The organism is Sulfurovum sp. TSL6 (genome assembly GCF_019972115.1).
Lineage (GTDB): Bacteria > Campylobacterota > Campylobacteria > Campylobacterales > Sulfurovaceae > Sulfurovum.
This window is the reverse complement of sequence record NZ_BPFJ01000002.1, coordinates 169219-192907: the sequence shown is the minus strand read 5'-3', so window position 1 is coordinate 192907 and position 23689 is coordinate 169219. Positions and strand designations below refer to the sequence as shown.

Below are 23689 nucleotides of genomic sequence, written 5' to 3'. Positions count from 1 at the left end.
TGTATTACTATCATATCATAATTTAAAGATGCTAAAGTAAATAAAAATTATAATCTTCACCCTAAAAGATGATAAAGAAGTAAGGGCTAAAACCTCATAAAGTTATATATCTTATAAGGTTTTATAAACAGAAGAACATTGGAATTTGGAGATCATTCTCTATGTATTGTCCATCCCGCTTTTTCAAATTGTTCTGCTGCTTCTTTTTCAAGTATTCCTATGATGACGTTTGGAGGAGAGGTAAATACCGGTGTATATCGTGCTAGTCCTTGGTCCTGGAGAATATCCCACCGTGAGTATCCTCCCATGTGCGGTGTTCGAAGAGCAAAAACAACCTCTTTGATATGTTGTTCACGCATCATAAACGAGCACATCGGACAAGGTTCACAGTTTGAGTAGAGTGTACACTCTGAGAGATCAGAAGTCCCGAGCGCTTTTTTGGCTCTTCTCATAGCGATCACTTCTGCATGGTCAGTGATGTCGTCATGCATGGCAGAGTTACGTGCTTCGGCTATTATCTCATTATCTTTGACAACAACAGAACCAAAAGGATTGTCTCCTGAATATAGGGAGTCCTGTGCTAACTCGATACATCGTCTAATAAATTTCTCATGCTCTTGGGTCTTCATCTAAAAAATGTTCCTTTGTCTCTGGGAAAAGGCTTATTCCTATATCCCCCAATCTATTTTTGCTAATTTGGACAGTGTCCATACTTTAACTTGTTGACATTGATAGTATAGATTTCAATCCACCGTATCTGATCTTCTTTTCTATTGCATGAATGACGGCAAAGTAGATAGATGATTTTGCCTTCTTCTTTTTTATAGTATTTCATCATATCATATCTATAATGAGTATGTCAATAATAATATTTTCTACTCCAATGATCTCATTGAAAACATGTAGATTTTCTGGTCTATGTCTAATATCAATTGCATTATAGTTATTGTTTGAAATCAGTACATGAAGTTTTGCTGGAAACTTTGCTTTACGCATAGTTAACCATTTTCAAAAAGTATAAAATATACTTTTTACTGATGATAATTCTCCAGCATGTTATCTATTACTATCATATCATAATTTAAAGATGGTAAAATACTGAAAATATTTTAATACTTCTAAAGGACACGTATGTCAATCAAATGTGCATTTTTATTTCCGGGGCAAGGTTCACAAGCTGTAGGGATGGGTCAAGATTTTTTTAACAATTCTGATATTGCAAAAAAGATGGTGGCTGATGCCAGTGAAAGAACAGGTATCGATTTTGAAAACCTGCTTTTTGAAGAGAATGATAAGCTTGAAAAAACAGAATTTACACAACCGGCTATTTTGCTTGTATCTGCTATCGCACACAAGCTTTTTGAAAATGAAATGCCGATCAAGCCTGTGTATGCATTGGGTCACTCTCTGGGTGAGTTCTCTGCACTGGTCTCTGTCGGTGCGATAGATGCGATAGATGCGGTAGAACTGGTGAATCTACGTGGTAAACTGATGGCTGAAGCCTGTGCCGGTCAAGATGTGGGGATGATGGTATCTCTTGGTCTTGCAGATGAAGTGGTTGAAGAGATCTGTGATGCACAAAGAGAAGCAGGGTTGAAAGTATGGCCTGTGAATTACAATGCTGAAGGGCAGATAGTGATCGCAGGGATCAAATCTGATCTTGAAACATTGGCACCGATTCTGAAAGAAGCTAAAGCAAAAAGAGCGATGCTTCTTAATATGTCCGTGGCAAGTCACTGTCCTCTTCTTGAATCAGCAACTGCTCCATTGTCTGAAAAACTTACAGAGATGTTGAAAGATGAGTTTATCGCTCCAGTGGTATCGAATGTCACTGCAAACACATACAATACCAAAGAAGAAGCGTTAGATCTTCTCCCTAAACAATTGGTCTCTCCTGTACTCTATAAGCAGTCTATTGCCAATTTTGATGATTCTGTAGATTGTTATGTTGAGTTTGGACATGGCGGTGTACTTAAAGGACTGAACCGTAAAGCAACAAGCAAGCCTCACTTTGTTGTTTCAGATATGGCATCTTTGGAAACAGCGATCGAAGAGATCAGTAAATTAGGATAATCATGACAAGTCAAAAAATTGCCATCATGGGTGCAATGCCCGAAGAGATAGAACCTATTATCGATAAACTTGATAATGTACAAACGAGTGTGTATGGAGATAATAAATACTATGAAGGTTCTTACCATGGGCAAGAAGTCGTTGTAGCCTATTCTAAAATAGGTAAAGTTTTTGCTACATTGACTGCGACAACACTCATAGAAAAATTTGGATGCGATATGTTTCTTTTTTCAGGTGTGGCAGGAGCTATTTCTAATGAGCTTAGTATTGGAGATCTTATTATCGCAGATGGCTTGTGTCAGCATGATTTGGATATTACGGCTTTTGGTCATCCTTTTGGTTATGTACCTGAAGGAGAAGTGTGTATCCCTACAGATGTAGGTTTAAGAAATATTGCTAAAGATATAGCAAAGTCTAAAGGTTTGACCCTTAAAGAGGGTGTGATAGCAACCGGAGATCAGTTTATCGCAGACATTGAACGTAAGGAGTGGATAAAGACTACCTTTAGAGCAGATGCTTTAGAGATGGAAGGGGCAAGTGTTGCAGTGGTATGCAATGCTTTAAACATACCTTTCTTCATTTTACGTGCAATCTCGGATAGTGCCGATATGGATGCAAGTTTTAATTTTGATGAATTCTTGGAAAGCTCAGCAAAGGTATCTGCTGATTTCATTCTGAGTATGGTGGATGCAATTGGACAATAATCAAAGACGTGTTGCCTCTAAAAGCATACCCATAAGCAAGAAACTGCTCAAGTTGGCGGGTAAAACCAATGCAGAGTTCAAACTGATAGGTGAGGGTGACAAGGTACTGGTAGGACTCAGCGGGGGTAAAGATTCTCTGGCGCTTGTGCATATATTGAAACACATACAGCGGCATGCTCCTTTTAACTTTGAATTTGAAGCCTGTACAGTTAAATATGGTATGCCTGATGAACATTATGCTTTTTTGGAAGCACATTGTAAAGAGTATGGTATCAAACATACAGTTTTTGACACCAATATTTATGAAATTTCAAATGACACGATAAGGGAAAATTCTTCATTCTGTTCCTATTTTTCACGTATGAGAAGAGGGGCACTCTATAGTTTTGCCGAGGAAGGCGGTTTTACCAAGGTTGCACTTGGGCATCACTTTGATGACACAGTCGAAAGCTTTTTTATGAATATGTTCTACAATGGGACGATGAGAGCCTTGGCACCTATTTACAAAACAAGCAGAGGCTTTCACCTGATACGTCCACTGATACAAGCCAGAGAGACACAGCTTCGTGCCTTTGCTGAAGAAAATAACCTACAGGTGATAGGTGATGAAGCCTGTCCTGCTATGTTAAAAGAGGTCAAGATGCCTCATGCCAGAGCTTCAACCAAAGCGTGGTTGGCAGGACTTGAAAAAGAGAATAAAGATATCTTTAAAATGTTCAGGGCTTCATTTAAACATATACATGATGATACTTTCTTTGATCCTGAGCGTTGGAACAGAGATGATATAGATGATATAAAGGAAGAGATGTGAGATCCTTCTTGCTTAGTAGCCTTTTGTTTACAGGTTTACTTGCTGATGATAAGATACAGCCTTCAGAATTTACCGTCAAACTCATCAAAAAATGCGAAGCGCTTGCATTAAGTGTAGAGCCTAACCGTAAAGCCGAAAAGATCTATACACGCGTATGGACAGAAGGGTGTGTCCAAAACCTCGGCTGCTTAAGAGAAGTCACGCAAAAAGAACTGGATGAGATGAATACGACCAAACGGAACCATATGGCTTGGAAATACCCGATATGGTGTAAAGTAGATGCTAATGGTAAACGAGGCTGGGTACGTAAGCAATTTCTCTCTGCTGAACCGTGTAAGCAGCAAGACTGATCGTTGTTGAAAAAAACATGAATACATTTACTGCCACAGCCTCAGGACGTTTGGACAAAATACTCGCAAGCCAATTAGACGTAAGCCGTAATCAAGTTGAAAAGCTTGTAAAAGAGGGGCTTGTGAGTGTGAATGATCAGACCATTACAAAGAGCAGTTTTAAAATAAAAGAAGGGGATAGCGTTTCTTATATTTTTAAAGAAGCAGAGAAAAGGGTAGTACCTCCTATAGACTTTGATGTTGAGATACTGTATGAAGATGAGTATCTTTTGGTGGTGAATAAACCTTCAGGACTTGTGGTCCATCCTGCGCCTTCCGTTAAAGAGCCTACACTGGTAGATTGGTTGATCCATAAAGGTATCTCTCTTTCCACTATCAGTGGGGAAGAACGTTATGGTATCGTGCACCGTATAGACAAAGAAACGACGGGTGCACTGGTCGTGGCTAAGGACAACAAGGTGCATGAAGCGCTGAGCTTACAACTCCAAGACAAGAGTATGGGACGCTACTATCTGGCATTGATCGATTGCCCGCTTAAAGATGATATCGTTGTAGATAAACCCATAGGACGCAACACTAAAAATAGGCTCAAAATGGACGTGGTCCCTGAGGGGAGAAATGCCAAAACAGCCTTCGTAAAACTGCTGACAAGCCCACATAATGTTGAACTCATCGCAGCGAAATTGTTTACAGGAAGAACCCATCAGATACGGGTGCATTTAAATACGCTCGGCCGCCATATTTTAGGTGATGATTTATATGGATTTAAGAGCAAAAGAGATAAAATTTCTAGAGTTAACTTGCATGCATATTTACTGTATCTGGTCCACCCTGTAAGCGGTGAAAGAATGGAGTTTGTCGCCCCACTTTTTGATGATATGAAAATGTATATATCTAAAAATTTCGATCAAGGTGAAGTAGATGAAAAAATCGATCCTCATACTCTGGGCAGTCGCTTTAATAACCTTTAACGGGTGCGGTGCTGTTAAAGGATTGATGACCTACGGTACAGACTCTTCATTAGATACTATCGAACAAGTACATGTTTTACCTAGGATGAATTCCGTAGGATTTGAGTGGGAAAAGATAAATGACCATCGTATACATGGTGTCAATATTTACAGAAGTGATGCTTCGCAAGAAACACAAGGTTTTAGACGTATAGGTACTGTAGGGAACCGTTATGCAACACACTTTGTGGACACGCATGTCAATGCAGACAGTACCTATCGTTATACATTCAGTACCTTTTCTTTTGGGAAAGAGTCTAGACGCAGTGAGCCGATAGAAGTAAACACATTGCCTCCATTTTCGGCAGTCTCGTTCGTGAAAGCCTATAGGGTGGCACCATCTGTGGTGAAACTTCTGTGGAAACCGCATGCAGATCCAAGTATCAGTACCTATATCGTAGAACGATCAGTAGATGGTTCTGAATGGGAGTTTATCTCACAGGTACAAGGCCAATTGATGGCTGAATACATTGATACATTCATAAGAATCGGACATACATACAGCTATCGGATCATTGCACAAAGTTATGACAAAATACGTGCTTATCCCAGCCACGCAACAAAAATTACATTATAAGCAGGAACAATGCCACACTTAAAAGTTACCCCCTTTGATACGTCCATAATAGAACAACAGATCAAAAGAAGTCCTATGATGACTTTTTGCGCCGCTGCAATGAACCGTAATGATATGCTCATTGGTATTGAACATGAAGGAGAAGAATTTTTACTTCAACTTAAACCGGATGAAAATGCTTACTTACTCAAATATGACAAAGTGACCAGACCTCTTAAAGTGAATCTGCTTAAAGTAGCATTGGAGAGTGTTTCAAAAGAGTTGAACCTGGAGGTACTCTCTTCAAATATCGCTATATCAAATACAAAAAGTCCACTCTCATCAGAACACTTTAAAAAGATAGAAGATTTTGAACATATCACCTATCCTAAAGAGAAGATCTCTGTTGAGGTAGGATTTGGGAGTGGAAGACATTTGCTTCATCAGGCAAAAAAGAACCCTGATACGCTTTTTATAGGGTTAGAGATCCATACACCTTCTGCACAACAGGTCCTCAAGCAGATAGAACTTCAAGAGCTTGACAATATCTGGGTCGTGAATTACGATGCAAGACTCTTCTTGGAAATGTTACCTTCAAATGTCTGTGAACAGATCTTTGTGCATTTCCCTGTACCTTGGGACAAGAAACCTCACAGAAGGGTGATCAGCCCCAGTTTTTTAGATGAGTCTATGAGAGTCTTAAGAAAAGGCGGACGTTTGGAGCTTCGTACAGACAGTGACAAATACTTTTGGTATGCGTTGGAAACTTTCTTTTCTGTACCTAAGGTTGAAGTAGAAGTACGTAAAAATGAAGCCTTGGATGTAACAAGTAAGTATGAAGCAAGATGGCTTAGACAGGAAAAAGATATCTATGATGTGTATGTCAAATGTACGCAGGAATCTGCACCTAGATTATTGACTGTAGATTTTAATTTTAATGATGTAAAATATACACCACGCATAGAAGAGCGTTTACCGAAAAAAGCATTGGTTTTTGAAGGGTATTTTATACACTTTGAACGGGTGTATAAAATATCTGAAGAGAGCATACTTATAAAATGTGCTTTTGGAAGTTTTGATAGACCGGAACATAAATATATTTTATTAGAAAAAGAGAGTTGTAGATATTTTGTCTCTCCGCCTGTGAAGACGACAGTCAACTTTCAAGCACATCAAAAACTAGCTGAGCAGATGATGCTCGGTAAAGGGGAGTAGAACATGTCTAATGTGATCCACGCTTCACATCTTACCCTTACCTATGGTAATGCAGGGAAAGAAGTCATTAAAGATGCCAATTTCAGCATTAAAAAGGGTGAGTTTGTCTTTATTACCGGACCGAGTGGTTCAGGTAAATCTACACTGCTTAAAGCATTGTACGGAAAGTTAAGACCGAGTGAAGGCAACCTTGTTGTGGGTGGACTTGATCTGGCACATGTAAGTCAACGTAAACTTCAAGAACTTAGAACCCATATGGGTATCATTTTCCAGGATTATAAACTTGTGAATGAATGGACGGTGAAAAAAAATGTTGTTTTACCGTTAATGATAGCAGGATACGATAGCGAGATACAGGATACTCAGGCACGAAGACTTCTTAAACATGTAAAACTCCCGGAGCATGCAGACAAGTATCCCTTGGAATTAAGTGGTGGAGAACAGCAGCGTGTGGGTGTTGCAAGAGCATTGGCTAAAAATCCAGTGGTGATATTGGCAGATGAACCTACGGGTAACCTTGATGATTATTCATCCAATGTGATCTGGGATTTGATGGAAAATGCATGCCAGCAACTCGATACAACAGTGTTGGTCGTAACACACAAAATTCCAACGATCTTCTCTTTACCTTACAGACATTTTATTATAGAGAGCAAGGGTGTGTATGAAGTTCATTAAAAACCATCTTATGTTTATTTTACCGCTTATGGCAATTTTATTGGGTATTGAGTTTTATCTGGTATTTGAACGTACAACAGACACGTATGAAAAAGGGCTCAAAGAGGGCTATTTTATGCTTGCTGTGACAAAAAAGCCTATGGAGCTCTCTGCTTTTCAATCATTGAATGATCATATCAGCACAGCAGAAAAGATCAAACGTGAGAGCATCGTTTCCGAAGTGGCAAAAGGGATCAGTCAAAGTAGCAGCAAAGAGATATTGGCCGCGCTTCCTTATTTTTATAATCTTGGTTTAGATTCGTATCTTCATACTTCAGGCTTGGAAAAGATCAAAAAAGATCTTGAAGCGGATGCTAATATTAAACAAATTGAGACATTTGGCAGCAGTTATCAGTCCAATTATAGACTTTTCTCATTTATTAAGTTTATATTGAAAGTATTTATTGCTTTTATGGCTGTGGTGAGCCTGTTTTTGATTATCAAACAGATGGAGATCTGGAAATATGCACATAAAGAGCGTATGCAGGTCATGGAGATATTTGGTGCACCTTTGATGCTTCGTTCGGGTATACTTTTCAAAGTGGCTTTCATAGATGCAATATTTTCGACCCTATTGGTCTCCGGGATCTTCTTTTATACCAAGTTTTACTGGGCTGTGCAAAGCGGTATAGACATCATGGTGCAAAACCAGGAAGCACTTTTTAAGGTTAGTGATATCGGTATTTTGTTAGGTTCTTCCATATTGATCGTTATTATTGCTGTGTATACGGTTGTATTTAGCAGTAAGGGAGTACAGGAGTGAGATCCTTGATTCTGATCTGTTTTGTAGCTATAGGATTGCTTTATAGTGCATCAACGACTACGAAGATCGCAAAGTCTAAAGAAAAACTCTCTGCAACATCGGCTGCTAAAAAAAAGACAAGCAGACAGATCAACAAAATTGCTAAGGAGATACAAGCTGCAGAAAAAGATATTGTCGATCTTGAAAAGAAAATAGGTGAACTTGAGATAGATCAAAAAAAATCAGAAAAAAAGTATGCAGTGTTAAAAACCGAACTCATTAAATCAGAAAAAGAGTTAGCGAGTACAAGTCAGGCATTAGAAGAAAAACATCAAGCGTTCATCTCTTTGCTTTCTGAACAATTTTCTATCGTTTTTGCTATGGAAAAATCACATGAACCCACGCAAAAATCTATACTTTCACATGAAGTATATATTGCATATAAAAACCATAATGCCAAAATGTTAGCTGCCCTCAAGACCGATATAGAAAAGCTTAAAAAGCAGAAAGAGGACAAAGTCTATTTACGCAATAAAACAAAAAATGAGATCGGGCGTATTGTTGAAAAAAGGGAGGAGTATGCGCAAAAAAAGGCAGCAAAAGAAAAGTTACGTAAAAAGCTTGCTTCGGATGAGGAAAAATACAATACAAAACTTGCAAAGATAGTGGACAAACAGAACTCTCTTCGGTCTACACTGGCAAAACTAAATATCCTACATACAAAAGAAGTCAATGAAGCACGTAAGAGAGCTGAAGCTGAGAAAGAAGCGATGCGTCTTGAAAAAGAGAGACAAAGAGAGATACGTGAAGCAAAAGCATTGGCGCGTGCAAAGGAAAGAAAGGCACAAGAAGAGTTAAGAGAAGCAAAAACAGAACTAGAGAGAAAAAAAGCACGTTTAGCTGCATCTGAAGCGAAGAAAGCGAAACAAAAAGTGTATAAAGAGAGTGAAAAAGTACGACAGGTCAACTCTTCTTATCAAAAGTCTAAAACCTATGCCTACAGAGGTGGAAAAACCATATCTCCATTACCAGCAGGAGCAAGGCTTATCAAAAAGTTTGGTACTTATGTAGATCCTATTTACAAGATCAAGATCTTTAATGAGTCTATCACGCTCAAGTCGCCTGTACCAAACTCAAAAGTCAAAAATATATTGAACGGGAAAGTGGTGTTTGCCGGGAAAAGCAGCATGCTGGGCAATGTCGTGGTTGTTTCTCATAGCAGTAAGATACATACAGTCTATGCAGGACTTTCTAAAATTGCGCCTACCATACATGTCGGTGCAAAGATACAAAAAGGATATGTGGTAGGAAAAGTCAATGAAAAACTCATTTTTCAAGCAACAAAAGACTCTAAGCATATAAACCCCTTGAGGCTGATAACCATATAGGCATTGGAGAGTTTAAACCCCTCCTAAACCACATTTAGATATAATCGCGAAATTATATAAAGGTGCATCTGTGACTAAAAGAGTTTTAGTAAAATTTTCTGGTGAAGCATTAGCGGGTGAAGAAGGGTATGGTATTGATACTCAGATTCTAAATTTTATTGCAGGTGAGATTAAAGAACTTGTAGACAATGGTGTTGAAGTAGGCATCGTTGTGGGTGGCGGTAACATTATACGTGGTGTTAGCGCTGCTGCGGATGGTATCATTAAGAGAACATCTGGTGACTATATGGGTATGTTGGCCACTGTCATTAACGGTGTGGCCATTCAAGAGGCATTGGAACATGCAGGGCTTGAAGCGAGACTCCAGTCTGCTATTGATATGCAAGAGATCGGTGAAGCGTTCATTGTACGTCGTGCAAGAAGACATTTGGAAAAAGGACGTGTGGTTGTATTTGCCGGGGGTACAGGTAACCCGTATTTTACAACAGATACAGCTGCGACTTTAAGAGCCTCTGAAATAGAATCTGATCTTCTTATCAAAGCAACCAAGGTCGATGGTGTCTATGACAAAGATCCAAATAAATTCAATGATGCTGTGAAACTTGATACATTGTCGTATGACCAGGCATTGGCAGATAATATTAAGGTTATGGATGATACTTCCATTGCTTTGGCTAAAGAGAATGGATTACCTATTGTTGTGTGTAACATGTTTGAAAAAGGTAATCTTCTTGCAATTGTCAAAGGTGATATGACCCTTTGTTCGGTTGTAAAATAGAGAATGAAATAATAAAGGAAATAATATGAGAACAGAACAATTAACAGCAAAAGCACTTGAAAAGGTCGATTTTGATAAATACCTTCTTGCAAATGCAGTGGGAAAAAGAGCAGAAGCTATCGCTAACGGTGCTGAAGTACTCTTAGATATCGATACATCAAGCATGAAATATGCAGATATTGCACTTCAAGAAATAGCTGAAGGTAAAATCACTGTAAGCCTAGAAGGTTAAACTCCTTTGGATGCTTTTCTAGATAAAGCTAAAAATATAGATACTATAGAAGGGGCAAGTGCCCTTCTTTGGGAACAGCTCCCATCCCCCCTACCTGCAACCACTAAAGCACTCGAACTTTCACACGAAGCACATAAAGGACAAATACGTAAAAGCGGAGAGCCTTATATCGTTCATCCTATCTTAGTCGCAGCGATCACTGCGAAGATATCTAATGATGAAATGATGGTACAGGCTGCTCTTTTACACGATGTAGTAGAAGATACAAGTGCTACGATTGAAGAGTTAGAACGTGAATTTGGGTATGATGTGGCACATATGGTTGAGGGACTCACTAAGATCGTTGAAATTCGTGATGAAGAGTTGATCCCTTCAGGCTCTGATGAAAGACTGATCAACTCTGCACTTAGTTTCAGAAAAATGCTTGTCGCTTCTATCAAAGATGTACGTGTCCTTGTCATTAAGCTTTGTGACAGATTGCATAACATGCTCACACTGGATGCATTGAGCGTTGAAAAACAAAAACGTATTGCTGAAGAAACGCTCGTAGTTTATGCACCTATTGCGCATAGACTGGGTATCTCCAGACTTAAAAATCATTTGGAAGATTTGAGTTTCCGTTATATCTACCCTGAAGATTATAAAAGCATAGATACGTATATGAGGTCTAATGCACAAAATTTGAAGTTTAAACTCAATGCCTTTATTCAAAATGTGAAAGATACGATGGTAAAAGACGGGTTTGATGAAGATGATTTTGAGATTATCGGAAGGGTCAAACATTATTATTCTATCTATTTAAAGATGCACCGTAAAGGTGTGAGTATAGAAGAAGTACTTGATCTACTGGCGGTCCGTATTATTGTGAAAGAACCGATAGACTGTTACAAGGTCCTAGGACTTGTACATTTGAATTTTACGCCTCTTATATCCAGGTTTAAAGATTATATAGCTGTACCGAAAGAAAATGGATATAAGACCATTCACACCACATTGTTTTCTGAAGAAGGGATCGTGGAAGCGCAGATACGGACTTTAGAGATGCATAGACTTGCAGAGTATGGTGTCGCTGCACACTGGAAATATAAAGATGGAGACAGTAATGTAAATCTGGCATGGTTGGAGAGTTTACATTATCAAAATGAATCCATAGAAGAGTTCTATGAGTTGGCAAAGCAAGATCTTTTCTCCGAAGATATTACCGTGTTCTCACCTATAGGAGATTATTTTACGTTACCTAAGGGTTCAGTCGCACTGGATTTTGCCTATGCAGTTCACTCTGAAGTCGGTGCAAACGCTTCAGAAGCTTTGGTGAACAAACAGAAGGCATCACTTTTGACCATTTTAAAAAATGGGGACATTGTGAAGATCCTTAAAGATAATAAACCGCATCTTCACTGTTCATGGCTGGACACGGTAAAAACATCCAGAGCAAAAGAGGGGATAAGAAGCTCATGCAGGGCCAGAATAAAAGAGTCAGATACCTTAAGTGCATACAATATTTTGGGAACCTTGTTTTCCCAAGAAAGTAGTGCCATGAAAGACCTTTTAGAAAGTATAGACCATAATGATTCGATCTATAAATTACCGGTTCAACTTGATTATTATAAAGAGACCATACATAAAGTAGCGGATTACATGGGTACCAAAGTAGTGCGCTTTTGGGAATTGCTTAAAAAAGGGTATAAAAAACCATATATCAAAGAGTTAGATCACTTTAGATTCTTTACGAACAAGCCTATAGACGGTGTAGAGTTTGATTATTGCTGCCATCCTAAAGTTGGAGACCAGATCGTTGCATTTTATAAGGGTAGTAAAGCTATTATACACCACAAATTATGCAAGAAAGCCTACGAAAAAATCTTAGAGGGGCAAGAGATGGTCTATGTGAGTTGGAGTGGTTCCAAACTCTCTAGATACAGACTTACTATAAGTCTTCAAAACAGAAAAGGTATTTTGGCAGATCTACTGTCAAAACTTTCTGATCTGAATCTCAATATTTTGAGTATAGAGTTAGGCATTAGAAATTCAGAACAGGCAGAATTCTGTCAGATAGAAGTTGAGAGCAATGAGCCTAAAAGGCAGATTCTTGCAGAAAAAATTTCGCAACAATTTAAACTGATAGAGATCATTAGTTTAGATGACGCATATAATAAATAAACAGAGGGTAAGTAAAAATGGTACAAAAAGCATTAGAAGAGATCAGTAGAGGTACTGCAGAAGTTATAGATATGGAACGTATTGAGAAATTGGTTTCAAAATATTATGATGATGGCAGTACGTATACAGTAAAGGCAGGATTTGATCCAACAGGTGCAGATCTGCACCTGGGGCACACTGTACTTCTTCAAAAGCTTAGGGTATTTCAAAACCACGGTGGAAGGGTACAACTTCTTATCGGTGACTTTACTGCAACGATAGGTGATCCTACCGGTAAGAGTGAAACAAGAAAAGTACTTGATAACGATACCATTATGGCAAATGCAAAAACGTATCAGGAACAAGTGTTTAATATTCTTGATGAGAGTAAGACAGAAGTGGTGTTCAACTCCACTTGGCTCAATGCCCTGGGTGCTGCCGGGATGGTTGCCTTAACCACCACTTTTAGTGTAGCACGTATGCTTGAGCGTGATGATTTTACAAAACGTTTTAAAAGCGAGCAGAGTATTTCTATTTCAGAATTTTTATACCCGTTACTTCAGGGTTATGATTCTGTGGAGCTCAAAAGTGATATTGAGATCGGCGGAACAGATCAGAAATTCAATCTTTTGATGGGAAGACATCTTCAGCGTGTATACAATGTAGGAAAAGAACAAGCGGTTCTGATGATGCCTATTTTGGAAGGATTGGACGGTGTACAGAAGATGAGTAAGTCTTTGAACAACTACATAGGTATCACGGAAGAACCTAAAGATATTTATGGCAAAACACTTTCAGTTTCTGATGAATTAATGTGGCGTTATTATGAGCTTTTAAGTGAAAAATCACTTGATGATATCGCTACCATGAAAGAGGATGTTCAAAAGGGCACACTTCACCCTAAAATAGTGAAGGAAAACCTGGCACTTGAACTGGTTACAAGGTTTTATAATGAAGAGTTAGCTACACTAGCCAAAGGAGAGTTTGATAATGTATTTAAATCGAACCAACTCCCAACCGATATGAATGAAGTAGAAGTTGAAGAGGGTATCTGGATATGTAAGGCATTAGTCGATGCAGGTATTGAACCTTCTACTTCTCAAGCAAGAAGAGATATTAAGCAAAATGCAGTGAGCATTGATCAGAAAAAAATCTCTGATGAGAAGTTAAATCTTACAGCAGGAGAGTATATCTTGCAAGTAGGAAAAAGAAAATTTGCAAAAGTGAAGGTAAAATAGTGGCATTTAAATCTTTGAAAATTGGAAAATATACCATTGAAAAACCTATTGTGCAAGGTGGTATGGGTGTTGGTATATCATGGGATCAATTGGCCGGTACTGTTTCAAAAGAGGGTGGCCTGGGTGTCATCTCTGCTGTAGGAACGGGTGTTTATAAAAAGAGAAAATTCCTTCATGATAAAGAGATGGTAGGTAAAGAGCACAGACCCCTTGATGCGATCAACTTTTACTCTTATCCAGCACTTAAAAAAATATTTGAAAATGCAAGAAAAATTTGTGGGGATAAACCTTTAGCCGCGAATGTACTCTATGCACAAAGTGAATACAACCGTGTGGTAGAAGATGCATGTAAGGCTGGGGCAAATATTATCATCACTGGTGCAGGTTTGCCACTCACGATGCCTGAAGCAACGAAGAACTATCCTGATGTAGCCTTGGTCCCCATTGTCTCTACTGCCAAAGCATTGCGTATTTTATGTCGTCGTTGGAAAAAAACACATGATAGACTTCCTGATGCTGTCATTGTTGAGGGACCGCTTAGCGGTGGACACCAGGGCTTTAAGTATGAAGAGTGCTTTATGCCTGAAAATCAGTTAGAAAAGATCTTGCCTCCTGTGGTTGAGGAAGCTAAAAACTGGGGTTCTATGCCTATTATCGCTGCTGGTGGTGTATGGGATCATGATGACATTGTCAAAATGATGGAACTGGGTGCAGATGGCGTACAAATGGGTACACGTTTCATAGGTACAGTGGAATGTGATGCAAGTCAAGTCATGAAAGATATTATTATTAATGCAAAAGAAGAGGATATCAAACTCTTTAAATCGCCAGTAGGGTACCCTGCCCGTGGTGTAAGAACACAGCTTCATGAAGATATAGAAAAGGGAACAGCACCAAAAGTAGCATGTATCTCAAACTGTGTTGCACCATGTCATCGTGGTGAAGAGGCGAAGATTGTAGGGTATTGTATTGCAGATAGACTGACGGATGCGTATGACGGGATCAAAGAGACTGGACTTTTTTTTACGGGTGCCAATGGGTATCGTCTTACAGAGATCATCACAGTGAAAGAACTGATGGATAAATTGATGAATGGAGAAGATAAGTAAAATTATGCCTAAGATAAGTAGGGTTTTTCTTTTACTGCTGTTATTGAATACACTACTGTTCCCCAGCGTGATCAAGTTACAGAAGGCTATTGTCAAAAAAGATGAACTGCGTCTCTTTTTTTCTAAACCTTTTAATAAAAAGAGTGTCAAACACTTTACACTTGGCAATCCTCATAGAGAAATTTACGACTTTAAAAATACACGTCTTGCTCATAGTCGTGTGCCCCTGGGACTGGGACCGCATGTCCGCTTGGCTCAAAATAAGACCAATACCGTACGTGTGGTGATCACAGGTTATCGATCTTCAAAACCTATAGCTTATCAACCATTTTTTTCAAATAACAGTTATCATATATCATTACCTAAAGATAGCAGTGTATTACCTGCCAAACGCTATAAAAAACCGAATGGTAAGTTTAAGAAAGTGACAAAAAAGTCTACATTGATTCGATCGAATAGAGATAAACTTATTGTGATAGATGCAGGACATGGTGGACATGATACAGGTGCGATAGGGGGAGGAAAAAGAGAAAAAGATCTTGTGCTTCAAATATCAAGAAGACTCGAGAGACAATTGAAAAAAGAGGGTTACTCTGTACATATGACACGCAAGAAGGATCGCTTTTTAAAACTTCCACAGCGTACAAAAATTGCAGACAAGAATCATGCGGCCGTGTTCATTTCTATCCATGCGAACTCAGTACCTAAAAGAAAACGCAATAAGATACAGGGAGTTGAAACGTTTTTCTTACAAAAAACAAGAGATGCAAAATCTCAGCGTATTGCACAACGGGAGAATAAAGCCGTACTGAAAGGTATGAACAAACTAAGTCGTAATGTGGTCATTGATTCGGTACTTTCCGGACCAAAAATTGTTGAATCCAATAAGCTGGCAATTGACGTACAGCGAAGGATCATGACCAATTTGCATACAAGATATAAAGGTGTGAGGGATGGTGGAGTGAGACATGCACCCTTCTGGGTACTTGTGGGAGCCAGTAGACCTTCCATACTGGTAGAAGTTGGGTATATTTCACACCCTACAGAGCGTAAAAGACTTTTTACTCCACGTTATCAGGAACTGATCGCAAAAGGTATCGCTGAGGGAGTAGATATCTATTTACATAATAGAAAAAAAGAAATTGACTTGTGATGAATGATATGCTTTTTAAAAGAGGATAACAAATGACAAAACTTATAGTTGGATTGAGTACACTACTTTTATTGTTAGGCTGTGGTGGTCCCAATGTTGACAGGTCAGACAGTCTTGTTGTCATAGATGCAGGACACGGTGGACATGATTGTGGGGCATCTTGTGATAATAAGAAAGAGAAAGATCTAGTTCTTCAAATTACAAAAAAACTTAAAAGAGAATTTAAAAGTGAAGGTTACAGAGTCTATCTTACACGAAACAGAGATAGATTTTTAACACTTGGGCAACGTACGAAAATTGCAGACAGGAAAGATGCGAAGGTTTTTATCTCGATACATGCCAATGCCATTAGCGATAAAAGTCGTTATGATGAAGTTGAAGGTATTGAGACTTACTTTTTACAAAAAACCAGAGATGAAAAGTCACAACGAATCGCTGCGAGAGAAAATGCATCCGTCTTAAAAGGTACGGATAGGTTAAGTCAAGAGGTTATTATTGATGCTGTATTGAACGGACCTAAGATCATACAGTCTCATAAGCTGGCCATAGATGTTCAAAATCATATTATGAAGCATTTAAACAGCGACTATGATGATGTAAAAAACGGTGGAGTAAGACCCGCGCCATTTTATGTACTTGTTGGAGCCAGCAGACCTTCTATACTTGTAGAAGTCGGATACATGACAAATCCTAAAGAACGTGAAAGGCTTTTTACATCAGACTATCAAGAAGAGATCGCCGAGGGGATTGTTGAAGGGGTAAATAGATATTTGGATAATAGAAAAAGAGAAATTGGATTTTAGATTGATGGGATAATAGTGAATTCCCGGGAGAAGTCCCGAGAATGACACACTACATTATTTGTAGTTTTTAATGGCTTTGTCCAAGATAGCTGTTGCAGCTGCCTTGTCTTGAAAACCAGATACTTTTACCCATTTGTTAGGCTCAAGCATTTTGTATGTTTCAAAGAAGTTTTTGATACGGTTCAGTGTATGCTCTGGCACATCACCTAAGTCTTGAATATTTTTATAGGTTGGGTCTATTTTTTCTGTAGGAACAGCGATAAGTTTTTCATCTCCACCACTTTCATCTTCTGTCATGAGTACACCTACAAGTCTACATTTGATGTACGAACCAGCTTGCAGCGGATAATCACACAGTACAAGGATATCAGCCGGATCACCATCATCTGACAATGTATTAGCAACAAAACCATAGTTTGCAGGGTAGTGCATAGCAGAGTAAAGTACTCTATCTACTTCAACAGCACCCGAATCTTTATCTATTTCGTATTTGATAGCTGAGTTAAGTGGTACTTCGATAATTGCTTTTACAGCATCTGGGTTTTCGCCAGATCCGATTTTAGTAATATCCATTTGAACATCTCCATAGGTTAAATTTTGGAGATTCTATCATAAATATCATAAATAGTTTATCAAATCATGGTATTATCTTACATATAATAAAGTTTAATAGACAGCATCATATGTAAAAAATACGTTTCGATTCTTGTTATGATTTTAAAGCAGATGGCAGTGAAGTTGGGGAGATTGACTCATACTTCCACTGCAGATGGAGAGTAGTATCAATTTTTTAAAAAATAAAACGATTGCAAGTATTCATGTAGTTGGTATGCTTATGATGCTTATGGTCATCATAGTGTTTGCAGCGATTGTTGCCTATAAAGAGTATCGAAATTTTGAAATTGAAGCTGAAAGTATGCACTCTGAATTTATTCAAAAACAAAAAGATACGATTGTTTTTGATACCACACGGGTGCTCAATTTTATCAAGGATGCCTATGCCTCTAAAGATAAAGTACAAGATGAAGAAACAGTCAAAAAACAAATACTTCATGCCATAGAAGAACTTTACGGACGTCAAGATGGTACAGGGTACATTTTTGTCTATGATTTTAACGGCATTGTTCTTTCTGATCCCATCCAAAGACAGAATATAGGTAAAAATCTTTATGACACTCAAGATACCAATGGTGTGCTGGTGATCAAAGATCTTATAGATATTTCACGGACTAAAGAGGGTGGGTTTGTTGAGTATCAATGGTTAAAGCCTACGACAGGTCTATTAAGTCCGAAAATCTCTTATGCGAAATCATTTGAACCCTGGGGTTGGATGGTAGGAACGGGTGTTTATCTTGATGAAGTAGAAAAACATATTCAAATGCAAAGGGAAATACTCAAAAACAGACTTGACCAATATTCCCTCAAAATGGCGTTGCTATTGGTGATTCTATTTATAGTAGGGATGATAGGCATTATCCTTACAAATCATATACTTAACAAAGAGATATCATTATTTAACCGTTATTTCGAAAAAGCTGCATCAACCTATGAAAGGATAGATGAAGAAAATATACGACTCTCTGAGTTTAAAAAAATGGTACATTATATTAATAGAATGATCCGTGTTATTCAACAAAGAAACCAGAAACTCAAAGAGTTGAACCTTACACTCGAATCAAAAGTTGAACAAAAAACAAAAGATCTGAGTGAAAAAAATATCTTACTGGAGCAGGAGAAAGATTTCAATGCTTCATTAGTGAAGGCACAAGACAGTTTTATCAAACACTCTATTCATGAGATCAATACGCCTTTGGCAGTGATCATGACCCATATTGATCTGTTTAAAATGAAAGAAGGGGAAAACAAATATCTTACTAAAATAGAAGCGGCAAGTAAGATCATCTCTAATATCTATGATGACTTGAGTTATATGGTGAAAAAAAACCGTGTGACCTATAGAAAAAAACATTTGAACATGTCTGCTTTTCTTGAGGAACGAGTGGACTTTTTCTCTGAAATAGCGTTGGGGAATAAACATCAAATTATTTCTGAGATCCAAAATGATATTTGGATCTTTTTTAGTCCGGAAGAACTACAAAGAATTGTAGATAACAATCTATCGAACGCTATCAAATATGCCGACCGAGGCACCGATGTAAAGGTTGTACTGAAAGAAGAAAAAGAAGAGATTGTGTTAGAGTTTGTAGGGCATTCTCCTAAAATAGATGATACGGAACGGATCTTTAAGTCATTCGAACGTGAGAACGATGTTCGGGGTGGATTTGGATTGGGACTGGAAATAGTCCACACGATATGTCAAAAAGAACATGTTAAAATAGAAGTACAATCTGATGATAAAATGACAGTATTCAGTTATAGATTTAAAAAGGAGGAGCAGGATGAAAGTATTATTACTTGAAGATGAATTAATGCTCCAGGGCGCTATAAAAGAATATTTGTCTGACACCGGGTTTGAAGTGACAGCATTTGAAGATGGACAGGAAGCCTATGAGAATATATCTTCGAACAGCTATGATCTTTTTATCTTCGATATCAACACTCCAAGTATGGATGGACTCTCTTTACTTGACACACTGCAAAAAGAAAAGATCTATGTTCCTACGATCTTTATCTCTGCTATTACAGAGATAGAGCAGATAAGCCAGGCCTATGCATTAGGTTGTTATGACTATTTGAAAAAGCCTTTTCATCTCAAAGAGTTAAGTTTGCACATTGAAAGATTGTTAAAAATGGCAGATATAAGGGCAAAAAGCTTTATAAAGATATCAAAGATGTACAGCTATGATGCAGAAAATCAATCTTTGTTGTTTGATGGGGAAGAGCAGTTACTTACACAAAAACAATTACAGATCATGGATCTGTTCGCAAAAAATATAAATAAGGTGGTTGACTTTGAAATGCTCAGACACTATGCTTGGGATGACAGTCCTGTAGATAATGCGATCATCAGAGCAGAGATACACAGGCTCCGTCAAGTGCTAAAAGAAGATCTCATCACAACACTGAAGGGTGTGGGATATACACTTTCTAAACAAATGTAACTTTTTTGATACATTTATCTCTCCTTATTGTAACCAATATACACACATATAATTTTTTTTTATACACATTTTCCTTTCTTTTGTTAATGCTATGTTAATGCTACGTTAAGCCTACATACTTCAAACGTATAAAAATTAGGAGATACAATGAGAACATATTTAGCAATCTCTGTCGCAGCATCAACACTGCTGATGGCAGGAGGAGATATTGCACCATTTGAACCGGTTGTAGCAACGGAAGCGGCTGAAGTAGATTACGGTGAGTTGTTTGGTCAATTCAGAACATTCTATATTGACAGAACGTATTCCGGTCTAGTTAATAATAACCGTAATTCACTTGCAACAGGTGGTTATATAGGATATAGGTCACCAGATTTTAATGGATTGACAGCAGCTGTGGCAGCTTATGGTGTTTATGGATTTAATATTCATGAGGTAGATAGTGACAGTGGTGACACTGCCAGTTATGATCCTGCATTGATGGGTCGTGACGGAGATAATTATGCATTTATAGGACAAGCATACCTTAACTATAAATTTAACAATACAAACATCAAAGTGGGTCGTCAAAGACTTGATACACCATTGGCAGGAGCTGATGATGCAAGAATGATTCCAAACCTTTTTGAAGCAGCAGTAGTGACAAACACTGATCTTGAAGATACTACTTTAACCTTAGCACATATTACCAGAGAGACGACTGGTACATTCAGTAATATTTATGATGATGCTTACGGATTAGGTTTTGCAAGTGGTTACGGTGCAGGTACAACCTTGGCACAAAGTGGTGATTTTGTAAATATGGGTAGGGTAGCATTAGGTGATAATGATTTTAATGGCGATGGCAGTATAGATAATAAAACTGATGGTGTCACTGCAGTAGCAGCTACCTATAAAGGGTTTGATGGCGTTACTTTAACGGCATGGGACTACTATGCACATGATATCCTCAATGCTGTGTACCTTCAGGCTGATTATGGATGGAAATGTCTTTTGAATGAAAATGTAAAAATGAACGCTTCAGCACAATACATTGGTCAAAGTGATGTAGGAGATGCACTTGCAGGTAAAGTTGACAGTAACTACTGGGGTGTGAAACTAGGTGCAAGTCTAGGTGCATTCAGTGCATATGCAGCGTATTCTCAAACAGATACAAGTGATATTACACCAACCAGTCCAACTAGTGGTATTATTACTCCATGGGGTGGAATGCCAGCATTTACACAAGGTATGGTCACAAGACATCAATTCTTCTCTGACACGGACAGTTGGAAAGTAGCTGGAACCTATAAGTTGAATGAGCTACTTGGTGAAGATATTAAAGCTTCTGTATTTTATACAGAATTTGATATTGGTGCAACCAACAGCTACGATTATGGTACAGCTTGGACAGCATCAGAATCTGGTTGGGATATTCAATACAATGTCGCTTCGGTTGAGGGTCTTAACTTAAGAGCCAGAGCAAACTATCCAAGAGATTTCAAAAATGGTTTAGACTGGGATGAGTATAGACTGATTATAAACTATAACTTTTAATAAAGTTTAAACATTATGGTATGTGAATAAATATACCATATCATAATAACAAGGAGAAAAAATGACACAAGAACAAGTGCAACAGATTAAAAACAATCCTAAGTACCAAAAACTTGTAGGTACAAGAAGTAAGTTTGCCTGGACATTGACTATTATCATGTTAGTGGTCTATTATGCATTTATTTTATTTATTGCATTCAGCCCAGAAACATTGGGAACTAAAATAAGCCCAGAAGGTATGGCGACATGGGGTATACCTGTCGGTCTAGCTATTATCATTTTTGCATTTGCAATGACAGGACTTTATGTAAGAAGAGCCAACGGTGAATTTGATGGTCTTTTAAACGATCTAAAAAATGATATTGAAAAGGAGATGAATTAATGTTAGGTAGAATTTTATCTCTATTTATGATGGCTTCCATGACAGTTGCATTTGCAGCGGGAGCTGATTTGGGTGAAGGTACAAAAGCTGAAGAGCTGAATGTGCCTGCTATTGTGATGTTCTTTATTTTTGTTGCAGCAACACTGGGTATTACTTACTGGGCTTCAAAAAGAACAAAGTCTGCTAGTGACTTCTATACAGCAGGTGGTGGGATCACAGGTACACAAAACGGTACAGCCATTGCAGGTGACTACATGTCAGCGGCATCTTTCCTGGGTATTACGGGTATGGTTTACCTGAAAGGGTATGATGGTCTTATCTTCTCTATCGGTTTCTTGGTAGGTTGGCCAATTATTCTTTTTATGATCTCTGAGCAACTTAGAAACTTGGGTAAATATACATTTGCCGATGTGACTGCCTATAGATTAAAGCAAAAACCGGTAAGGATCCTGGCAGCATTGGGTTCAATTTCTGTTGTGATTCTTTATCTTATTGCTCAAATGGTGGGTGCAGGTAAATTGATAGAAATCTTATTTGGATTGGATTATGAGTTTGCCGTTGTACTTGTCGGTATTCTTATGATTCTATATGTTGCATTTGGCGGTATGCTTGCAACTACATGGGTACAGATCATTAAAGCGGTATTATTACTTGCGGGGACTACATTTATGTCAATCATGGTTATGGCAAAGTTTGGATTTAGTTTTGATGCACTCTTTACACAAGCAACGCAGATCCACGCTAAAGGTGTAGAGATCATGAGCCCAGGTGGTCTAGTTTCTGATCCTATTTCAGCTATTTCACTTGGTATTGCCTTGATGTTCGGTACAGCGGGTCTCCCACATATCCTTATGAGATTCTTTACGGTTGCAGATGCAAAAGAGGCTAGAAAGTCTGTATTTGTTGCAACAGGTTTGATCGGGTATTTCTATGTACTTACATTCATCATGGGATTCGGTGCGATCGTACTCGTACTTGGGGATCCTGCAGGTTCTTATCTGGCTGCTGATGGTGCAACACTTAAAGGGATGAACAACATGGCAGCGGTATGGCTGGCACATGCAGTGGGTGGAGATTATTTCCTTGGATTTATCTCAGCTGTTGCATTTGCTACTATTCTTGCGGTTGTTTCCGGTCTTACACTCGCTGGTGCGTCAGCGATCTCTCATGACCTTTATGCGAATGCATTTGCAACAGGTAAAGTCGATGAGAAAAAGGAGATGCAAGTTTCTAAAATGGCCACTATTGCCATTGGTATTGCTGCTATCTTCTTTGGTATTGCCTTTGAAAAGCAAAATATCGCATTTGTTGTGGCGCTGGCATTTACGATCGCAGCGTCTGCTAACTTCCCAGTGCTGTTTATGTCGATATTCTGGAAGAAGCTTACAACAAGAGGTGCGGTCATTGGTGGGTATATTGGTTTGATCTCAGCGCTCGTACTTGTTATTCTTGGTCCGGTTGTTTGGACACAGATCCTGGGTAATGAGACAGCAATTGTACCTTACAAATTCCCGGCAGTCTTCTCAGTGCCAGTGGCATTTATAGCGATCTGGTTCTTCTCGATCACAGATAAATCTGATGATGCACAAAGATGTATCGATGAATTTGATGCTCAGGACATTAGATGTCAAACGGGTATCGGATCTAATGGAGCAGTAGCTCACTAATGAACATTTACCAAGGCCTTTGGC

The 23689-nt window shown here is 38.4% G+C and carries 26 protein-coding genes; 22 read left to right on the top strand and 4 right to left on the bottom strand.

Going from position 1 to position 23689, the window contains the following annotated elements; genetic code table 11:
• Nucleotides 1-152 precede the first annotated feature (152 nt).
• The 3 genes from LDM93_RS05905 to LDM93_RS05895 all read right to left on the bottom strand — a co-directional run bounded on the left by LDM93_RS05905 (nucleotide 153) and on the right by LDM93_RS05895 (nucleotide 996).
• Nucleotides 153-629 (bottom strand): nucleoside deaminase, encoded by a 477-nt coding sequence (locus tag LDM93_RS05905; protein WP_223891249.1) that lies wholly within the window; start codon nucleotides 627-629, stop codon nucleotides 153-155.
• A 62-nt stretch (nucleotides 630-691) separates the two neighbouring features.
• The gene (locus LDM93_RS05900) at nucleotides 692-838 is read right to left on the bottom strand and encodes a hypothetical protein (RefSeq protein ID WP_155993793.1); all 147 of its coding nucleotides are present in this window, start codon (nucleotides 836-838) and stop codon (nucleotides 692-694) included.
• A complete protein-coding gene (locus LDM93_RS05895) occupies nucleotides 835-996 on the bottom strand; it encodes a hypothetical protein (RefSeq protein ID WP_223891248.1) in 162 nt (53 codons plus the stop codon). The genes LDM93_RS05900 and LDM93_RS05895 overlap by 4 nt, the downstream gene beginning before the upstream one ends.
• A 135-nt stretch (nucleotides 997-1131) precedes the next feature.
• Between LDM93_RS05895 and fabD the strand changes: the two genes are divergently transcribed.
• From fabD to LDM93_RS05810, 17 genes are all read left to right on the top strand, one after another.
• Nucleotides 1132-2073: an ACP S-malonyltransferase gene (fabD, locus tag LDM93_RS05890; RefSeq protein WP_223891247.1), complete on the top strand. Its 942-nt coding sequence runs from the start codon at nucleotides 1132-1134 to the stop codon at nucleotides 2071-2073.
• A 2-nt stretch (nucleotides 2074-2075) separates the two neighbouring features.
• The gene (locus LDM93_RS05885; protein ID WP_223891246.1) at nucleotides 2076-2777 is read left to right on the top strand and encodes a 5'-methylthioadenosine/adenosylhomocysteine nucleosidase; all 702 of its coding nucleotides are present in this window, start codon (nucleotides 2076-2078) and stop codon (nucleotides 2775-2777) included.
• Complete coding sequence (locus LDM93_RS05880; RefSeq protein ID WP_223891245.1) at nucleotides 2761-3588, top strand: ATP-binding protein; 828 nt, start codon at nucleotides 2761-2763, stop codon at nucleotides 3586-3588. The genes LDM93_RS05885 and LDM93_RS05880 overlap by 17 nt, the downstream gene beginning before the upstream one ends.
• On the top strand, nucleotides 3585-3938 hold the full coding sequence (locus LDM93_RS05875) for a hypothetical protein (RefSeq protein WP_223891244.1): 354 nt from the start codon (nucleotides 3585-3587) through the stop codon (nucleotides 3936-3938). Before LDM93_RS05880 ends, LDM93_RS05875 begins: the two co-directional genes overlap by 4 nt.
• A gap of 17 nt (nucleotides 3939-3955) precedes the next feature.
• Nucleotides 3956-4909, top strand: coding sequence for an RluA family pseudouridine synthase (locus tag LDM93_RS05870; RefSeq protein WP_223891242.1), 954 nt, complete (start codon nucleotides 3956-3958; stop codon nucleotides 4907-4909).
• Nucleotides 4860-5525, top strand: coding sequence for a fibronectin type III domain-containing protein (locus LDM93_RS05865; RefSeq protein WP_223891241.1), 666 nt, complete (start codon nucleotides 4860-4862; stop codon nucleotides 5523-5525). Before LDM93_RS05870 ends, LDM93_RS05865 begins: the two co-directional genes overlap by 50 nt.
• Nucleotides 5526-5534: 9 nt before the next feature.
• Nucleotides 5535-6719 (top strand): tRNA (guanosine(46)-N7)-methyltransferase TrmB, encoded by a 1185-nt coding sequence (gene trmB, locus LDM93_RS05860; RefSeq protein WP_223891239.1) that lies wholly within the window; start codon nucleotides 5535-5537, stop codon nucleotides 6717-6719.
• Between the two features lie 3 nt (nucleotides 6720-6722).
• On the top strand, nucleotides 6723-7397 hold the full coding sequence (locus LDM93_RS05855; RefSeq protein WP_223891238.1) for a cell division ATP-binding protein FtsE: 675 nt from the start codon (nucleotides 6723-6725) through the stop codon (nucleotides 7395-7397).
• Nucleotides 7384-8199 carry a cell division protein FtsX gene (locus tag LDM93_RS05850; protein WP_223891237.1) on the top strand — a complete coding sequence of 272 codons (816 nt, stop codon included), beginning with the start codon at nucleotides 7384-7386 and terminating at the stop codon, nucleotides 8197-8199. The genes LDM93_RS05855 and LDM93_RS05850 overlap by 14 nt, the downstream gene beginning before the upstream one ends.
• On the top strand, nucleotides 8196-9566 hold the full coding sequence (locus LDM93_RS05845) for a murein hydrolase activator EnvC (protein WP_223891236.1): 1371 nt from the start codon (nucleotides 8196-8198) through the stop codon (nucleotides 9564-9566). Before LDM93_RS05850 ends, LDM93_RS05845 begins: the two co-directional genes overlap by 4 nt.
• Before the next feature lie 70 nt (nucleotides 9567-9636).
• Complete coding sequence (gene pyrH, locus LDM93_RS05840; RefSeq protein ID WP_223891235.1) at nucleotides 9637-10344, top strand: UMP kinase; 708 nt, start codon at nucleotides 9637-9639, stop codon at nucleotides 10342-10344.
• 25 nt (nucleotides 10345-10369) lie between these two features.
• Nucleotides 10370-10576, top strand: coding sequence for a DNA-directed RNA polymerase subunit omega (locus LDM93_RS05835; RefSeq protein WP_223891234.1), 207 nt, complete (start codon nucleotides 10370-10372; stop codon nucleotides 10574-10576).
• Nucleotides 10577-10582: 6 nt separating this feature from the next.
• Entirely contained in the window at nucleotides 10583-12736 is a 2154-nt protein-coding gene (locus LDM93_RS05830) for a bifunctional (p)ppGpp synthetase/guanosine-3',5'-bis(diphosphate) 3'-pyrophosphohydrolase (protein ID WP_223891233.1), read from the top strand.
• A gap of 17 nt (nucleotides 12737-12753) precedes the next feature.
• Nucleotides 12754-13953, top strand: coding sequence for a tyrosine--tRNA ligase (gene tyrS / locus LDM93_RS05825; RefSeq protein ID WP_223891232.1), 1200 nt, complete (start codon nucleotides 12754-12756; stop codon nucleotides 13951-13953).
• Nucleotides 13953-15062, top strand: coding sequence for a nitronate monooxygenase (locus LDM93_RS05820; RefSeq protein ID WP_223891231.1), 1110 nt, complete (start codon nucleotides 13953-13955; stop codon nucleotides 15060-15062). The genes tyrS and LDM93_RS05820 overlap by 1 nt, the downstream gene beginning before the upstream one ends.
• On the top strand, nucleotides 15046-16215 hold the full coding sequence (locus LDM93_RS05815; RefSeq protein WP_223891230.1) for an N-acetylmuramoyl-L-alanine amidase: 1170 nt from the start codon (nucleotides 15046-15048) through the stop codon (nucleotides 16213-16215). The genes LDM93_RS05820 and LDM93_RS05815 overlap by 17 nt, the downstream gene beginning before the upstream one ends.
• Before the next feature lie 32 nt (nucleotides 16216-16247).
• The gene (locus LDM93_RS05810; RefSeq protein WP_223891229.1) at nucleotides 16248-17018 is read left to right on the top strand and encodes an N-acetylmuramoyl-L-alanine amidase; all 771 of its coding nucleotides are present in this window, start codon (nucleotides 16248-16250) and stop codon (nucleotides 17016-17018) included.
• Nucleotides 17019-17072: 54 nt separating this feature from the next.
• On the opposite strand, the gene ppa is transcribed toward LDM93_RS05810, so the two are convergent.
• Entirely contained in the window at nucleotides 17073-17591 is a 519-nt protein-coding gene (gene ppa, locus LDM93_RS05805; protein ID WP_223891228.1) for an inorganic diphosphatase, read from the bottom strand.
• A gap of 196 nt (nucleotides 17592-17787) precedes the next feature.
• On the opposite strand from ppa, the gene LDM93_RS05800 reads away from it, so the two are divergent.
• The 5 genes from LDM93_RS05800 to LDM93_RS05780 all read left to right on the top strand — a co-directional run bounded on the left by LDM93_RS05800 (nucleotide 17788) and on the right by LDM93_RS05780 (nucleotide 23665).
• Nucleotides 17788-19437 carry a cache domain-containing protein gene (locus tag LDM93_RS05800; RefSeq protein WP_223891227.1) on the top strand — a complete coding sequence of 550 codons (1650 nt, stop codon included), beginning with the start codon at nucleotides 17788-17790 and terminating at the stop codon, nucleotides 19435-19437.
• Complete coding sequence (locus tag LDM93_RS05795; RefSeq protein ID WP_223891226.1) at nucleotides 19418-20080, top strand: response regulator transcription factor; 663 nt, start codon at nucleotides 19418-19420, stop codon at nucleotides 20078-20080. Before LDM93_RS05800 ends, LDM93_RS05795 begins: the two co-directional genes overlap by 20 nt.
• A 147-nt stretch (nucleotides 20081-20227) precedes the next feature.
• Complete coding sequence (locus LDM93_RS05790; protein WP_223891225.1) at nucleotides 20228-21616, top strand: OprD family outer membrane porin; 1389 nt, start codon at nucleotides 20228-20230, stop codon at nucleotides 21614-21616.
• 61 nt (nucleotides 21617-21677) lie between these two features.
• Nucleotides 21678-21998 carry a DUF485 domain-containing protein gene (locus LDM93_RS05785; RefSeq protein ID WP_223891224.1) on the top strand — a complete coding sequence of 107 codons (321 nt, stop codon included), beginning with the start codon at nucleotides 21678-21680 and terminating at the stop codon, nucleotides 21996-21998.
• Entirely contained in the window at nucleotides 21998-23665 is a 1668-nt protein-coding gene (locus tag LDM93_RS05780) for a cation acetate symporter (protein ID WP_223891223.1), read from the top strand. Before LDM93_RS05785 ends, LDM93_RS05780 begins: the two co-directional genes overlap by 1 nt.
• Nucleotides 23666-23689 lie beyond the last annotated feature (24 nt).

Excerpts from the sequence above, each read along its gene's own strand:
- LDM93_RS05905 (WP_223891249.1), bottom strand. The coding sequence starts at position 629 with ATGAAGACCCAAGAGCATGAGAAATTTATTAGACGATGTATCGAGTTA.
- LDM93_RS05900 (WP_155993793.1), bottom strand. The coding sequence starts at position 838 with ATGATGAAATACTATAAAAAAGAAGAAGGCAAAATCATCTATCTACTT.
- LDM93_RS05895 (WP_223891248.1), bottom strand. The coding sequence starts at position 996 with ATGCGTAAAGCAAAGTTTCCAGCAAAACTTCATGTACTGATTTCAAAC.
- fabD (WP_223891247.1), top strand. The coding sequence starts at position 1,132 with ATGTCAATCAAATGTGCATTTTTATTTCCGGGGCAAGGTTCACAAGCT.
- LDM93_RS05885 (WP_223891246.1), top strand. The coding sequence starts at position 2,076 with ATGACAAGTCAAAAAATTGCCATCATGGGTGCAATGCCCGAAGAGATA.
- LDM93_RS05880 (WP_223891245.1), top strand. The coding sequence starts at position 2,761 with ATGCAATTGGACAATAATCAAAGACGTGTTGCCTCTAAAAGCATACCC.
- LDM93_RS05870 (WP_223891242.1), top strand. The coding sequence starts at position 3,956 with ATGAATACATTTACTGCCACAGCCTCAGGACGTTTGGACAAAATACTC.
- LDM93_RS05865 (WP_223891241.1), top strand. The coding sequence starts at position 4,860 with ATGAAAAAATCGATCCTCATACTCTGGGCAGTCGCTTTAATAACCTTT.
- trmB (WP_223891239.1), top strand. The coding sequence starts at position 5,535 with ATGCCACACTTAAAAGTTACCCCCTTTGATACGTCCATAATAGAACAA.
- LDM93_RS05855 (WP_223891238.1), top strand. The coding sequence starts at position 6,723 with ATGTCTAATGTGATCCACGCTTCACATCTTACCCTTACCTATGGTAAT.
- LDM93_RS05850 (WP_223891237.1), top strand. The coding sequence starts at position 7,384 with ATGAAGTTCATTAAAAACCATCTTATGTTTATTTTACCGCTTATGGCA.
- LDM93_RS05835 (WP_223891234.1), top strand. The coding sequence starts at position 10,370 with ATGAGAACAGAACAATTAACAGCAAAAGCACTTGAAAAGGTCGATTTT.
- tyrS (WP_223891232.1), top strand. The coding sequence starts at position 12,754 with ATGGTACAAAAAGCATTAGAAGAGATCAGTAGAGGTACTGCAGAAGTT.
- LDM93_RS05815 (WP_223891230.1), top strand. The coding sequence starts at position 15,046 with ATGGAGAAGATAAGTAAAATTATGCCTAAGATAAGTAGGGTTTTTCTT.
- LDM93_RS05810 (WP_223891229.1), top strand. The coding sequence starts at position 16,248 with ATGACAAAACTTATAGTTGGATTGAGTACACTACTTTTATTGTTAGGC.
- ppa (WP_223891228.1), bottom strand. The coding sequence starts at position 17,591 with ATGGATATTACTAAAATCGGATCTGGCGAAAACCCAGATGCTGTAAAA.
- LDM93_RS05800 (WP_223891227.1), top strand. The coding sequence starts at position 17,788 with ATGGAGAGTAGTATCAATTTTTTAAAAAATAAAACGATTGCAAGTATT.
- LDM93_RS05795 (WP_223891226.1), top strand. The coding sequence starts at position 19,418 with ATGAAAGTATTATTACTTGAAGATGAATTAATGCTCCAGGGCGCTATA.
- LDM93_RS05790 (WP_223891225.1), top strand. The coding sequence starts at position 20,228 with ATGAGAACATATTTAGCAATCTCTGTCGCAGCATCAACACTGCTGATG.
- LDM93_RS05785 (WP_223891224.1), top strand. The coding sequence starts at position 21,678 with ATGACACAAGAACAAGTGCAACAGATTAAAAACAATCCTAAGTACCAA.
- LDM93_RS05780 (WP_223891223.1), top strand. The coding sequence starts at position 21,998 with ATGTTAGGTAGAATTTTATCTCTATTTATGATGGCTTCCATGACAGTT.